General features: G+C 59.2%; 11 protein-coding genes. 7 read left to right on the top strand and 4 right to left on the bottom strand.

From position 1 onward, the window contains the following. Positions 1–156 precede the first annotated feature (156 nt). Complete coding sequence (icd, locus tag V3W39_RS14575; protein WP_010172708.1) at positions 157–1,413, top strand: NADP-dependent isocitrate dehydrogenase; 1,257 nt, start codon at positions 157–159, stop codon at positions 1,411–1,413. A gap of 70 nt (positions 1,414–1,483) precedes the next feature. Here the strand turns inward: icd and cspD are convergent, their stop codons facing one another. Next, a complete protein-coding gene (cspD, locus tag V3W39_RS14570; RefSeq protein WP_177042654.1) occupies positions 1,484–1,771 on the bottom strand; it encodes a cold shock domain-containing protein CspD in 288 nt (95 codons plus the stop codon). A 224-nt stretch (positions 1,772–1,995) separates the two neighbouring features. Here cspD and clpS point away from each other — a divergent pair, with 224 nt between their 5' ends. Both clpS and clpA read left to right on the top strand, forming a co-directional pair. Next, a complete protein-coding gene (clpS, locus tag V3W39_RS14565; protein ID WP_003219604.1) occupies positions 1,996–2,364 on the top strand; it encodes an ATP-dependent Clp protease adapter ClpS in 369 nt (122 codons plus the stop codon). A 29-nt stretch (positions 2,365–2,393) separates the two neighbouring features. Beyond that, positions 2,394–4,664: an ATP-dependent Clp protease ATP-binding subunit ClpA gene (gene clpA / locus V3W39_RS14560; protein WP_010172706.1), complete on the top strand. Its 2,271-nt coding sequence runs from the start codon at positions 2,394–2,396 to the stop codon at positions 4,662–4,664. A 196-nt stretch (positions 4,665–4,860) separates the two neighbouring features. Here clpA and infA read toward each other — a convergent pair whose 3' ends face one another. The 3 genes from infA to aat all read right to left on the bottom strand — a co-directional run bounded on the left by infA (position 4,861) and on the right by aat (position 6,623). Beyond that, on the bottom strand, positions 4,861–5,079 hold the full coding sequence (gene infA, locus V3W39_RS14555; RefSeq protein ID WP_002553999.1) for a translation initiation factor IF-1: 219 nt from the start codon (positions 5,077–5,079) through the stop codon (positions 4,861–4,863). A 100-nt stretch (positions 5,080–5,179) separates the two neighbouring features. After that, complete coding sequence (locus V3W39_RS14550) at positions 5,180–5,887, bottom strand: arginyltransferase (RefSeq protein WP_177042653.1); 708 nt, start codon at positions 5,885–5,887, stop codon at positions 5,180–5,182. A gap of 55 nt (positions 5,888–5,942) precedes the next feature. After that, positions 5,943–6,623, bottom strand: coding sequence for a leucyl/phenylalanyl-tRNA--protein transferase (aat, locus tag V3W39_RS14545; protein WP_330212849.1), 681 nt, complete (start codon positions 6,621–6,623; stop codon positions 5,943–5,945). A gap of 486 nt (positions 6,624–7,109) precedes the next feature. On the opposite strand from aat, the gene V3W39_RS14540 reads away from it, so the two are divergent. The 4 genes from V3W39_RS14540 to crcB are packed head-to-tail and all read left to right on the top strand — an operon-like array spanning position 7,110 to position 11,923. Beyond that, complete coding sequence (locus tag V3W39_RS14540; RefSeq protein ID WP_010172485.1) at positions 7,110–9,518, top strand: DNA translocase FtsK; 2,409 nt, start codon at positions 7,110–7,112, stop codon at positions 9,516–9,518. Positions 9,519–9,575: 57 nt separating this feature from the next. Next, positions 9,576–10,199 (top strand): outer membrane lipoprotein chaperone LolA, encoded by a 624-nt coding sequence (lolA, locus tag V3W39_RS14535; RefSeq protein ID WP_177042651.1) that lies wholly within the window; start codon positions 9,576–9,578, stop codon positions 10,197–10,199. A 27-nt stretch (positions 10,200–10,226) separates the two neighbouring features. Beyond that, positions 10,227–11,549 carry a replication-associated recombination protein A gene (locus V3W39_RS14530; protein ID WP_177042650.1) on the top strand — a complete coding sequence of 441 codons (1,323 nt, stop codon included), beginning with the start codon at positions 10,227–10,229 and terminating at the stop codon, positions 11,547–11,549. Continuing rightward, a complete protein-coding gene (gene crcB, locus V3W39_RS14525; protein ID WP_010172479.1) occupies positions 11,549–11,923 on the top strand; it encodes a fluoride efflux transporter CrcB in 375 nt (124 codons plus the stop codon). Before V3W39_RS14530 ends, crcB begins: the two co-directional genes overlap by 1 nt. Positions 11,924–11,928: the final 5 nt, after the last annotated feature.

Genomic DNA, 11,928 nt, shown 5'->3' with positions numbered 1-11,928 from the left:
TGCTCAAGATTGGCGCTTTTCCCTTTGCTTTCAAGCTTGTAGGCCGCTAAATGTGCTGTTTTCGACGCAAATGTGCAGGGCCTGAGGTTTCAGTCCTCATTTATCTGGAGTAGGCTCGAACGCAGCCAGATGTTCAATCCATAGATGGAGTTCAGCATGGGATACAAGAAGATTCAGGTTCCGGCAGTCGGCGACAAAATCACCGTCAATGCAGACCATTCTCTCAATGTTCCTGACAACCCGATCATCCCCTTCATCGAGGGTGACGGTATTGGCGTCGACATCAGCCCGGTGATGATCAAGGTGGTCGATGCAGCTGTTAACAAGGCTTATGGCGGCAAGCGCAAAATCTCCTGGATGGAGGTTTATGCCGGCGAAAAGGCCACTCAGGTTTACGACCAGGACACCTGGCTACCCCAGGAAACCCTGGATGCAGTCAAGGATTACGTGGTTTCCATCAAGGGCCCGCTGACCACCCCTGTAGGTGGCGGTATCCGTTCGCTGAACGTAGCCCTGCGCCAGCAACTCGACCTTTATGTATGCCTGCGCCCGGTGCGCTGGTTTGAAGGCGTACCAAGCCCGGTCAAGAAGCCCGGCGATGTGGACATGACCATCTTCCGCGAGAACTCCGAGGACATCTACGCTGGCATCGAGTGGAAAGCCGGCTCCCCGGAAGCAATCAAGGTCATCAAGTTCCTGAAGGAAGAGATGGGCGTCACCAAGATTCGTTTCGACCAGAACTGCGGGATCGGCGTCAAGCCGGTGTCCCTGGAAGGCACCAAGCGCCTGGCGCGCAAGGCCCTGCAATATGTAGTGGATAACGACCGCGATTCGCTGACCATCGTGCACAAAGGCAACATCATGAAGTTCACCGAAGGTGCCTTCAAGGAATGGGCCTACGAAGTGGCGGCCGAAGAGTTCGGCGCGACCCTGCTGGACGGCGGGCCGTGGATGCAATTCAAGAACCCGCGTACCGGCAAGAATGTGGTGGTCAAGGACGCCATTGCCGATGCCATGCTCCAGCAGATCCTGCTGCGCCCGGCTGAATATGACGTGATCGCCACCCTTAACCTCAACGGTGACTACCTGTCCGACGCCCTGGCGGCGGAAGTGGGCGGTATCGGTATTGCGCCGGGCGCCAACCTGTCCGACACCGTGGCGATGTTCGAAGCCACCCACGGTACGGCGCCGAAGTATGCCGGCAAGGACCAGGTCAACCCGGGTTCGCTGATCCTTTCGGCGGAAATGATGCTGCGTCACATGGGTTGGACCGAAGCGGCCGACCTGATCATCAAGGGCACCAATGGCGCGATTTCGGCCAAGACCGTGACCTATGACTTCCATCGCTTGATGGACGGTGCAAAGTTGCTGTCGTCGTCGGCGTTTGGCGATGCGCTGATTTCACATATGTAAGTGGATAGGCAGGCATGAAAAAACCGGCCCTGGTGGCCGGTTTTTTTTAGAGCGTTTGCTCAGCGGCTGATCAGGCCGTCTGTTTTTTTGATTGTTGAGCGACGTCTTCTTTCACTTGGCTGGTGCTGGTGGGAGCACCAATTTGGCTGGTGCTGACGGGAGCACCGATATTCACCGCATGCAGGCCTTTGGGTCCCTGAATGATTTCAAAGGAAACCGGCTGCCCTGCTTTCAGTGTCTTGTAGCCATCCATCTGGATGGCCGAGTAATGCGCAAAAAGGTCTTCAGTCTTACCGTCTTCGTTGATGAAGCCGTAACCCTTGGCATTATTGAACCACTTGACCTTACCGCTTGCCATACCCATATCCCTCTGCACCAGACTCCATCACTGGAGTATCATCCAGTTTATCCGTCCTAACCCGAATAAATAAGGTTGACTGCGCGGACCTTTTTTACCCACTGTGGGTTCTATTGGTTGTAACACTGATTTGCCGATAGTCAAGGCGACCAGTCAGTCAGAGTTGAAATTCGGACAGGCCGCCCCCACCACTGTATTTGAACCACTGACGAACCTTTCTTTCCATGCATGCAATCAGCCAGATTCGACTAACATTCAATCAGGATCGCCCGGATCATCAAGAAGACGACGACGGTTCTGCAGGCATTGCTGTTCAGGAGGCCAAGCCTGCTTTACAGGCGCCGCCGATGTACAAGGTGGTTTTGTTCAATGATGACTACACACCGATGGATTTCGTCGTCGAAGTGCTCGAGGTGTTTTTTAACCTGAACCGCGAGTTGGCGACCAAGGTAATGCTGGCCGTTCACACAGAAGGACGGGCAGTATGTGGAGTGTTTACCCGCGACATCGCCGAGACAAAGGCCATGCAGGTCAACCAGTACGCCAGGGAAAGCCAGCATCCGCTACTCTGTGAAATCGAGAAGGACGGTTAACTCCGACCACTTGGGTATGAGGTGAAGCTATGTTAAACCGCGAGCTCGAAGTCACCCTCAATCTTGCCTTCAAGGAGGCCCGTTCGAAACGTCATGAATTCATGACCGTCGAGCACCTGCTGCTGGCACTTTTGGATAACGAAGCTGCCGCCACCGTACTGCGTGCGTGTGGTGCCAATCTCGACAAACTCAAGCATGACCTGCAGGAGTTTATCGACTCCACCACGCCGTTGATCCCCGTTCATGACGAGGACCGCGAGACCCAGCCAACCCTGGGCTTCCAGCGGGTACTGCAGCGTGCCGTTTTCCACGTACAGAGCTCCGGCAAGCGTGAAGTCACAGGGGCCAACGTGCTCGTGGCGATCTTCAGCGAGCAGGAAAGCCAGGCTGTATTCCTGCTCAAGCAGCAAAGCGTTGCCCGTATTGATGTCGTCAACTACATCGCCCATGGCATTTCCAAAGTGCCGGGGCATGGCGATCACTCAGAAGGTGAGCAGGATATGCAGGATGACGAGGGCGGCGAGTCTTCTTCTTCGAGCAACCCGCTGGATGCTTATGCCAGCAACCTCAACGAACTGGCGCGCCAGGGGCGGATCGATCCGCTGGTAGGGCGCGAACTGGAAGTTGAGCGCGTGGCGCAGATCCTGGCGCGCCGTCGCAAAAACAACCCGCTGTTGGTGGGTGAGGCAGGCGTGGGTAAAACCGCGATTGCCGAAGGCCTGGCCAAACGCATTGTTGATAATCAGGTTCCGGACCTGCTGGCCAACAGCGTCGTCTACTCCCTTGACCTGGGCGCGTTGCTCGCCGGGACCAAGTACCGTGGCGACTTCGAGAAGCGCTTCAAGGCGTTGCTCGGCGAGCTGAAAAAACGCCCGCAGGCGATCCTGTTCATCGACGAAATCCACACCATCATCGGTGCCGGTGCAGCTTCCGGTGGCGTGATGGATGCTTCGAACCTGCTCAAGCCGCTGCTGTCTTCGGGTGATATCCGTTGCATCGGTTCGACCACGTTCCAGGAATTTCGCGGGATCTTCGAAAAAGACCGTGCCCTGGCGCGTCGCTTCCAGAAAGTTGACGTGTCCGAGCCTTCGGTTGAAGACACCATCGGCATCCTGCGCGGGCTCAAGGGGCGTTTCGAAGCGCACCATGGCATCGAGTACACCGATGAAGCGCTGCGTGCCGCCGCCGAGCTGGCGTCGCGCTACATCAATGACCGGCACATGCCGGACAAAGCCATCGATGTGATCGACGAGGCGGGCGCCTACCAGCGCCTGCAGCCGGTGGAGAAGCGTGTGAAGCGCATCGACGTGCCTCAGGTCGAGGACATCGTGGCGAAGATCGCGCGGATTCCGCCAAAACACGTCAACACTTCCGACCGGGAGCTGCTGCGTAACCTGGAGCGTGACCTCAAGCTGACCGTGTTTGGTCAGGATGCGGCCATCGACTCGCTGTCCACCGCGATCAAGCTGTCCCGTGCGGGCCTCAAGTCGCCGGACAAGCCGGTCGGTTCCTTCCTGTTCGCCGGGCCTACCGGTGTCGGCAAGACCGAAGCGGCGCGGCAACTGGCCAAGGCCATGGGCATCGAGCTGGTACGTTTCGACATGTCCGAGTACATGGAGCGTCACACCGTGTCCCGCCTGATCGGTGCGCCTCCGGGCTATGTCGGCTTCGACCAGGGCGGCCTGTTGACCGAGGCGATCACCAAGCAGCCACATTGCGTACTGCTGCTCGATGAAATCGAGAAGGCGCACCCGGAAGTCTTCAACCTGCTGTTGCAGGTGATGGACCACGGCACCCTGACCGACAACAACGGGCGCAAGGCGGACTTCCGCAACGTGATCGTGATCATGACCACCAACGCCGGTGCCGAAACGGCCGCGCGGGCTTCCATTGGCTTTACTCATCAGGATCACTCTTCCGATGCAATGGAAGTGATCAAGAAGAGCTTCACGCCGGAATTCCGCAACCGCCTGGATACCATTATCCAGTTTGGTCGCCTCAGCCATGAGGTTATCAAAAGCGTGGTGGACAAGTTCCTCACCGAGCTTCAGGCGCAGTTGGAAGACAAGCGCGTGCAGCTGGAAGTCACCGACGCGGCGCGCAACTGGCTGGCGGAAGGTGGCTACGACGCGGCAATGGGCGCTCGGCCAATGGCTCGCCTGATCCAGGACAAGATCAAGCGCCCACTGGCGGAAGAGATCCTGTTTGGCGAACTGGCAGACCATGGTGGCGTGGTGCATATCGATCTGAAGGACGGCGAGCTGACCTTCGACTTCGAAACCACGGCTGAAATGGCCTGATAGCTGACTGCAATAAAGCAAAAGGCGCCGAGAGGCGCCTTTTTGCTATCTGGAAAACGGGTGGGTCGATACCTATCGACCGGTGAAGATCAACTGTGGGAGCTGGCAAGCCAGCTCCCACAGGGTCAAGTGGCGACTGTTAAATGGCGCGCACACAAAAACGCCCGGCATAACCGGGCGTCTTGTATTGACTTGATTAACGAGCGCGGTAAGTGATGCGCCCTTTGCTCAAGTCATAGGGCGTCAGTTCGACGCGCACTTTGTCACCGGTAAGAATACGAATGTAGTTCTTGCGCATCTTGCCGGAGATATGCGCGGTTACGACGTGCCCATTTTCCAACTCCACACGAAACATGGTGTTGGGCAGGGTGTCGACGACAGTGCCTTCCATTTCGAAGCTGTCTTCTTTCGACATGCAGTAAAGCCCTCGGTATCCAGTGAATGGCCCGGTGCAACTGCGCCAGGCAAAAGCGGCGTGCATTGTGCCCGAAAAAGGGTGTTTAAGCCAAGAGGTTCTAGTTCAAGGTGACCCATCTTTGGTTAATTAGCAGCTCTATGGGCCGATATTGGGTCTTGTAGTTCATCTTTTTGCAGTTTTTGATCCAGTATCCGAGGTACACCGCCTCCAATTCCAGGCGCAAGGCTTCGCCGATTTGCCACAGGATCGCAAAGCGTCCCAGGCTGCGCCGTTCCTCGGCGGGCTCATAAAAGGTGTACACCGCCGACAGCCCGTTGGGCAAAAGGTCGGTAACGGCGACGGCCACCAGGCGTCCTTCCAGGCGGAACTCGTAGAAGCGCGAGAAGGGCAGGTCGCGCACCAGGAAAGTGGAAAACTGGTCGCGGCTGGGCGGGAACATGTCGCCGTCGGCGTGGCGTTGTTCGATGTAGCGTTGGTACAGGTCGAAATACTCTTCGCTGAAGCCCGGTTTGGCGGCGGTGACGGTCAAGTCGGCGTTGCGCTTGAGGATGCGTTTCTGATTGCGGTCCGGCAGGAACTGCGCCACCGGGATACGCGCCGGTACGCAGGCGTTGCAATTCTGGCAGTGGGGCCGGTAGAGGTGGTCGCCGCTGCGCCGGAAGCCCATTTCCGACAAATCGGCATACACATGCACGTCCATCGGCTGGCTGGGGTCGAGGAACAGCGTGGTGGCCTGCTCATCGGGCAGATAGCTGCAAGAGTGGGGTTGAGTGGCATAAAACTTCAAACGCGCCAGCTCGGTCATGATCAACCCTCGGATAAGCTTTGAAATAAGTGTAAGCCAGGTGCGGGGAAGTCGCCTAGGAAACCCATGGCGCAGAGCTGGTTTGGTCTAAATGGTCGCGAAGATAGTGGGCGAAGTCGTCGCGGGGAATGGCGCGGGCGCCGAGGCTGTGCAGGTGGTCGGTGGGCATCTGGCAGTCGATCAGCACGAAGCCCCACGCCTGCAATTGCCTGACCAGGGTGACGAAGCCGTATTTCGAAGCGTTGTCGGCACGGCTGAACATCGATTCGCCAAAAAACAACTGGCCCATCGCCAGGCCGTACAGGCCGCCCACCAGCTCCCCCTCATCCCAGACCTCCACCGAGTGCGCATAACCGCGCTGGTGCAGTTGCAGGTAGGCGCTTTGCATGGATTCGGTGATCCAGGTGCCATCGGCGTAACTGCGTGGCGCCGCGCAGGCCTGGATGACAGCGGCAAAATCCTGGTCGAAGGTCACGCTGTAGCGCTGCTGGCGCAACAATTTGCCCAGGCTGCGGGAAACATGCAGCTCCTCGGGGAACAGCACGGTGCGCGGGTCAGGGGACCACCAGAGGATGGGCTGGCCTTCCGAGAACCAGGGAAAGCAGCCATGGCGATAGGCCTGGATCAAGCGGTCTGCCGACAGGTCGCCACCGGCGGCGAGCAGGCCATTGGGTTCGCGCATGGCCTTGGCCAGCGGTGGGAATGTCAGGGTGTTGCGTTGTAACCAGGTCAGCATGGCATCCAGGCTTACGGAAGGGGAGGGCGGTAACGGCGATGTTGCCCGTTGCGAGAGCTGTGATTATTGTCGACGTAGCGCCTGGGGGCTACCCCGAACATGGGATCGGTACAGATAAGCATGAACCGGTGTTTCTGCAACTCTATGCCAGGGTCGTGGTCGTAATCGCGTACGTCGGTCGGCAAGCTAGCCTGGATTGGCAAAAACAGCTCATAAGCCTTTGTCAGCAAAGACAATGCATGCTCAAATTGAACGGTATGAAACCGAACATTGGCTATGCTGTGTAACGTGGGCCCAAGTGCGTGGCATCACGCACACAAACCCGTACAATGCGGCCATTGGGGCGTTATCGCCGTTTCATGAATCAGTTGCAGGGTGTTAAAAGTAGCTTCACTGGCACTCGTTCATTTTTACCTGCCCGGATTGGGCAGTGTTTTGCAGTCATTCAATAGATGGACGCGCTAAAGGCGCAGGAAAAGACCCGTTTTGAAGAAATCCGCCGCAACACCTAAAGCCGCAGTCGTGCCCGCCTGGCGCCAGCACCTGCACTACCGACTCAAGGAAGGTGCACTGATCGCCATCGGCGCCCTGTGCCTGTTCCTGATGATGGCCTTGCTCACCTATGGCAAGGACGATCCGGGCTGGAGCCACAACAGCAAGATCGAAGACGTGCAGAACTTTGGTGGTCCTGCCGGCTCCTACAGCGCCGATATCCTGTTCATGGTGCTGGGTTACTTCGCTTATATCTTCCCGCTGCTGCTGGCCATCAAGACCTGGCAGATCTTTCGCCAGCGCCACGAGCCGTGGCAGTGGAGCGGCTGGCTGTTCTCCTGGCGCCTGATCGGCCTGGTGTTCCTGGTGCTGTCGGGCGCGGCCCTGGCCCATATCCATTTCCACGCACCCACCGGTTTGCCGGCCGGTGCCGGCGGCGCATTGGGCGAAAGCCTGGGCGACCTGGCCCGCAGGACCCTGAACATCCAGGGCAGCACCCTGATGTTCATCGCGCTGTTTCTGTTTGGCCTCACCGTATTTACCGACCTGTCCTGGTTCAAGGTCATGGACGTGACCGGCAAGATCACCCTCGACCTGCTCGAACTGTTCCAGGGCGCGGCCAATCGCTGGTGGTCGGCCCGGGTCGATCGCAAACGCATGGTTGCGCAACTGCGCGAGGTGGATACCCGCGTCAACGAGGTGGTGGCCCCGAGCACGCCAGACCGGCGTGAGCAGGCCAAGGTCAAGGAGCGCCTGATCGAACGCGAACAGGCCCTGACCAAGCACATGTCGGACCGCGAGAAGCAGGTTCCGCCGGTGATCGCCCCTGCGCCAACCAAGGCCCCCGAGCCAAGCCACCGCGTACAGAAAGAGAAACAGGCGCCGTTGTTTGTCGACAGCGCCGTGGAAGGCACCTTGCCGCCGATCTCGATTCTCGATCCTGCGGAAAAGAAACAGCTCAACTATTCCCCTGAGTCCCTGGCGGCCGTCGGTCACCTGCTGGAAATCAAACTCAAGGAATTCGGCGTTGAAGTCTCGGTGGATTCGATCCACCCGGGGCCGGTGATTACCCGTTACGAAATCCAGCCGGCTGCCGGCGTGAAGGTCAGCCGCATTTCCAACCTGGCCAAGGATTTGGCGCGTTCGCTGGCCGTGACCAGCGTGCGGGTAGTGGAAGTGATCCCGGGCAAGACCACTGTCGGTATCGAGATTCCCAACGAAGACCGGCAGATCGTGCGCTTCTCCGAAGTGCTGTCGACCCCCGAATACGACAACTTCAAATCGCCTGTCACCCTGGCCCTGGGCCATGACATCGGCGGCAAGCCGGTGATCACTGACCTGGCAAAAATGCCCCACTTGCTGGTGGCCGGTACCACCGGTTCCGGTAAGTCGGTGGGTGTGAACGCGATGATCCTGTCGATCCTGTTCAAGTCTGGCCCGGACGACGCCAAGCTGATCATGATCGACCCGAAAATGCTCGAGCTGTCGATCTACGAAGGCATTCCGCACCTGCTGTGCCCGGTGGTGACCGACATGAAGGACGCCGCCAACGCCCTGCGCTGGAGCGTCGCCGAGATGGAGCGGCGCTACAAGCTGATGGCGAAGATGGGTGTACGTAACCTGTCGGGCTTCAACGCCAAGGTCAAGGAAGCCCAGGACGCCGGCACGCCGCTGACCGACCCGCTGTACAAGCGCGAAAGCATCCACGACGAAGCGCCGCTGCTGACCAAGCTGCCGACCATCGTGGTGGTGGTCGACGAATTTGCCGACATGATGATGATCGTCGGCAAGAAGGTCGAAGAGCTGATCGCCCGTATCGCGCAGAAAGCGCGGGCTGCGGGCATCCACTTGATCCTCGCGACCCAGCGTCCGTCGGTGGACGTGATCACGGGCCTGATCAAGGCCAACATCCCGACCCGCATGGCGTTCCAGGTGTCGAGCAAGATCGACTCCCGGACCATCATCGACCAGGGCGGCGCCGAACAGCTGCTGGGCCACGGTGACATGCTCTACATGCCGCCGGGCACCAGCCTGCCGATCCGTGTTCACGGCGCCTTCGTCTCCGACGATGAAGTGCACCGTGTGGTGGAAGCCTGGAAACTGCGGGGCGCCCCGGAATACAACGACGACATCCTCGCCGGCGTCGAAGAGGCCGGCAGCGGCTTTGACGGTGGCAGCGGCGGTGGCGACGATGATGCCGAGACCGATGCGCTCTACGACGAAGCGGTGCAGTTCGTCCTTGAGAGCCGCCGCGCCTCGATCTCCGCCGTACAGCGCAAGCTGAAGATTGGCTACAACCGTGCCGCCCGCATGATCGAAGCCATGGAAATGGCCGGCGTGGTCACCTCGATGAACACCAACGGCTCGCGCGAAGTCATTGCGCCAGCGCAGATGCGTGACTGATTACGTGCCGCGTGGCAACACGCGGCACGCCTTGCAAACGAATCTATGAGGACTCCCATGCGTCTTATCCGCATGCTGTTGTTGCCGGCACTGGCCCTGACTGCTGTTTCGGCTCACGCTGATCCGGCTTCCGTTGCGAGCCTGACCAACCTGCTGGACAAATCCAAGACCCTGACTGCACGCTTCTCCCAGTTGACCCTGGACGGTGGCGGCACGCAGTTGCAGGAAACTGCCGGCGAAATGGCCGTGCAGCGTCCAGGTCTGTTCTACTGGAAAACCGATGCGCCTAACGACCAGACCATCGTCTCCGACGGCCAGAAAGTCACCCTGTGGGACCCGGACCTGGAGCAGGCGACCATCAAGAAACTCGATCCGCGCCTGAGCCAGACGCCAGCATTGCTGCTGTCGGGCGATGTGTCGCAGATCAGTGAGAGTTTCGACATCACCTCCAAGCAGGCCAGTGGCGTGATCGATTTCACCCTCAAGCCTAAATCCAAGGACACGCTGTTCGACAGCCTGCGCCTGTCGTTCCGCAACGGCGTGATCAACGACATGCAGTTGGTCGACAGCGTCGGCCAGCGCACCAACATCCTGTTCACCGGGGTCAAGGCCAACGAGCCGGTGGCCGCGTCCAAGTTCAAGTTCGACATCCCGAAGGGTGCCGACGTGATCCAGGAATAAACTGCCTAGAGGTTTCAAACGCTGCCCATGGACCTGTTTCGAAGTGACCCGATTGCTCAGCCTCTGGCGGCGCGCCTGCGCTCGACCAACCTGGACGAGTACGTCGGGCAGGAACACCTGCTCGCTCGCGGCAAGCCTTTGCGCGAAGCCCTTGAGCAGGGTGCGCTGCACTCGATGATTTTCTGGGGGCCGCCGGGCGTGGGTAAAACCACCCTGGCGCGGCTCCTGGCGAAAGTCTCGGATGCACACTTCGAAACGGTTTCGGCGGTGCTGGCCGGGGTCAAGGAAATCCGCCAGGCGGTGGAGGTCGCCAAGCAGCAGGCCGGGCAATACGGCAAGCGCACCATCCTGTTTGTGGACGAAGTGCATCGCTTCAACAAGTCGCAGCAGGATGCGTTTTTGCCCTATGTCGAAGACGGCACCCTGATCTTTATTGGCGCCACCACTGAAAACCCGTCCTTTGAACTGAACAACGCCTTGCTGTCCCGAGCGCGTGTCTATGTGCTTAAAAGTCTCGATGAAGCGGCGATGCAGAAGCTGTTGCACCGCGCACTGAGCGAAGACAAAGGCCTGGGTAAGCGCCAGCTGAGTGTCAGCGAGGAAGGTTTCAAGATTCTGCTGACGGCGGCTGACGGCGACGGCAGGCGTTTCCTCAATCTGCTGGAGAACGCTTCCGACCTGGCAGAAGATGGCAGCGAAATTGGCGTCGACCTGTTGCAAAGTCTGCTTGGCGATACCCGCCGGCGTTTCGACAAGGGCGGCGAGGCGTTCTACGATCAGATTTCCGCATTGCATAAATCGGTGCGCGGCTCCAACCCCGACGGCGCGTTGTACTGGTTTGCACGCATGATCGACGGTGGTTGCGACCCGCTGTACCTCGCCCGGCGTGTGGTGCGCATGGCCAGCGAAGACATCGGCAATGCCGACCCGCGCGCGCTGAGCCTGTGCCTCGCGGCCTGGGAAGTGCAGGAGCGCCTGGGCAGCCCGGAAGGCGAGTTGGCGGTGGCCCAGGCCATCACGTACCTGGCCTGCGCGCCGAAAAGCAACGCGGTGTACATGGGCTTCAAGTCCGCATTGCGTGCTGCCGCCGAGCATGGCTCCCTGGAAGTGCCGCTGCACCTGCGCAACGCGCCGACCAAGCTGATGAAGCAGCTCGGCTACGGTGATGAATACCGCTACGCCCATGATGAGCCGGACGCCTATGCGGCTGGCGAAGATTACTTCCCGGATGACCTTGAGCCGCAGCCGTTCTACCAGCCGGTGCCCCGCGGCCTGGAGCTGAAGATCGGCGAGAAGCTCAATCACCTCGCCCAACTTGACCGGCTCAGCCCGAAACAGCGGAGAAAGTAGTGCTCAGAACGATTCTTGCCGTGTCCGTGGCCGGCATCGCTGGTACATTATTGCGTTTCGCCACCAGCACGTGGGTCAGCGCCAACTGGCCAAAGCATTTTTATGCGGCGACCCTGGCGGTCAACCTGGTGGGCTGTTTGATCATCGGCTTGTTGTACGGGTGGTTTCTGATTCGCCCGGAAGTGCCGATTGAGATTCGTGCCGGCTTGATTGTCGGCTTTGTAGGCGGTCTGACGACCTTTTCATCCTTTTCACTGGACACGCTGCGCCTGCTGGAAAGCGGGCAGGCACCGGTCGCCTTCGGGTACCTGGCCATCAGCGTGTTCGGCGGGCTGCTCGCCACCTGGGCTGGCCTGTCCTTGACCAAACTTTGATAAAC

The sequence above is a fragment of the Pseudomonas sp. Z18(2022) genome (assembly GCF_036346535.1).
In the GTDB taxonomy this organism is placed as follows: Bacteria; Pseudomonadota; Gammaproteobacteria; order Pseudomonadales; family Pseudomonadaceae; genus Aquipseudomonas; species Aquipseudomonas yamanorum_A.
This window is presented reverse-complemented; position numbering and strand designations above follow the sequence as displayed.